General features: G+C 71.7%; 2 protein-coding genes. Both read left to right on the plus strand.

Annotated elements, in window-relative coordinates; translation table 11 throughout:
* Positions 1-459 precede the first annotated feature (459 nt).
* On the plus strand, positions 460-624 hold the full coding sequence (locus AC0CYZ_RS13280; protein ID WP_472216020.1) for a hypothetical protein: 165 nt from the start codon (positions 460-462) through the stop codon (positions 622-624).
* A gap of 422 nt (positions 625-1046) precedes the next feature.
* The gene (locus tag AC0CYZ_RS13285) at positions 1047-1298 is read left to right on the plus strand and encodes an ANTAR domain-containing protein (RefSeq protein WP_472216022.1); all 252 of its coding nucleotides are present in this window, start codon (positions 1047-1049) and stop codon (positions 1296-1298) included.
* The last annotated feature ends 779 nt before the right edge of the window (positions 1299-2077 follow it).

The following is a 2077-nucleotide window of genomic DNA, read 5'->3' on the forward strand; positions in this document are numbered from 1 at the left end:
GCCGCCGCCCGCGCCGACGGGGCGAGCTGGCGCACCATCGCCCGGGCCACCGGGGTGGCGCACCGCGACGCCGTCGCCCGCTGGGGGCTCGAGAGCGCCGGGCCCTCGCTGTGACCCGGGAGCTACCGCCTGAGCGGAGCTCGCCCGGCGCGGGGGTAGGTCACAACCACAGCACCCCGCGGATGTCCACCCGCCCAGATGACCAGGCGATCGTTCCCGGGCACTCGCTGTCCTCCCGACGCGCAAGCGCCCGCGCCGGGCGTTCGCGCAGATAGTCCTACGGATGTCAGGCCGGCGAGGGGCGCCGGGACGCTCTCTACCGGCCAGTAACCGCCTACCGTGAAGCGACGTCGAGCACCAGGCGGCGAGCGGTAAGGGCAGGTGGTGGGCGCACCAGCGTCGGCTCACGACCGGACGGAGCGGGAGGTGCTCATGGCGCGGGCGGACCGGTGTTGGTACGTGCTGGGTGAGCTGGCGGCCGAGGGCGTGGCGTGTGTGATGTGCGGTGGGGCGCTGCTGCTCTCACCGATTGCGCAGGTGGTGGTGGGGGTGGCTGCCTCGACCGGGCACCCGGTGTATGCCTGCCGCTCCAACTGCGCCGAGCTCGTCGCCGACGACGAGTAGCCGGGCGAGCCTCCTGCACGCGACCGGTCGGCGGGACGAGTCAGCAGGTCCAGGGTCCCCAGGCGCACCACTGCAGCAGTCCCACTCGGTGTCGTGACTCCGGAGCGCGTACGACGCAGCGCCGGGCGGGCCTGTTGCGGATGATGTGAAGGCGGTCCCGTCCTCGGTGCTGGTCGCGATTCGGTGCGTCGCCTCGACGACCCCGGCGGCGGTGGCCCGGGCCTCGGATGAGCCGGCCGGAGCGACTCCGAGCCGCAGGGGAAGAGACACCGGCCCTGCCGTATGCGCCAGGTGGGCGGTGGGCCGTCCGGGTCCGGACGCTGGACACACTCCTGCTTTGTGCGCCACCGTGGCCATTCGCTTCGCGGCCCAGTCCTCGCCGTGTCGGCTCCGTTGACCATCTCTACGGCAAGGGGACCTTCGTGATCAACAACGAAGATTCCGCGGACCGCGTCCACTGCTCGGCAGTGATCGCCCAGGCCGAAGGCTTCCTCGCCGGCCGCCACGGACTCACCGTCGACGAAGCGGCCTACCTCCTCAAGATCGAGGCGGCGACGCTGGGCCGTCCCCTCAGCGAACTCGCTAAGAACATCATCGAGACCAGGTTGGCCAACCCCGGGGAGCGCCGCGCACAGGACAACCGATGGCACGAGTGTGGCGGCTCCGGCGACTGACCACGCTCCTGTGCCAAACAACGCCAGCCAGAGCGGGGCCAGATCTCCCAGAGGCTGCGCGTCTCCCACCTGCTCGACCTGGCCGAGACAGCCCGAGCCGCCCGCCTCGACAGGGACTCTTTCGGGGGCCGACGACGCAATGGGGCCGCCCGGAGCCTCCACACGCTCTGACCCGAGACCGCACTCGCGAAGGCGACCACCGAGGAGAGCCGCGAGCGGACTACCGGGAGCCTCGCCGACACTCAACCACCAGCGCCCGGGACGCCCTGCCTCCGCGAAAGAGCCGAGCTCATCGAGCCCCTGACCGGCTGGCAGTGGGAGGCCAGGTATGCCGCCGGCCGCGATGAGGCGAGCTGGGAGCAGTCGGAGCCGCCACCAACACCACCGCCGACGCCACCTGCGCCGCTTCCGTCGAGGTCACCGACCGCCAGCAGGGTGTCCTCGGCCGGGACGTCAGTGCCCACCGCGACGTGCTGTGGAAGCTCGCACCGACGATGCCCCGACTCCCAGCAGGACCAGGCCCGCGCCGCGAAGGGAGAGGCCCCGAGCGGACGGACGGCGCCTTCGCGCGTCGCCGCTCCCAGAGGTTGCAAGCCTGGACCCCGGGGTACTGAAGAGCCCAGACGTCGCCTATAGGCACGTCGCTGGGCGGCGGGCGGTGGCGGTCGTGGATCAGTCGTTGGCCGAGACATTGCTGAGCCTGGCCGACACCGGCGGCCCCGATTTCGATCCCGCGGAGCTGCTCTACACCCTGACCACGGCCAGTGTCCGACTGCTCG

The sequence above is a fragment of the Actinomycetospora sp. genome, from assembly GCF_055612215.1.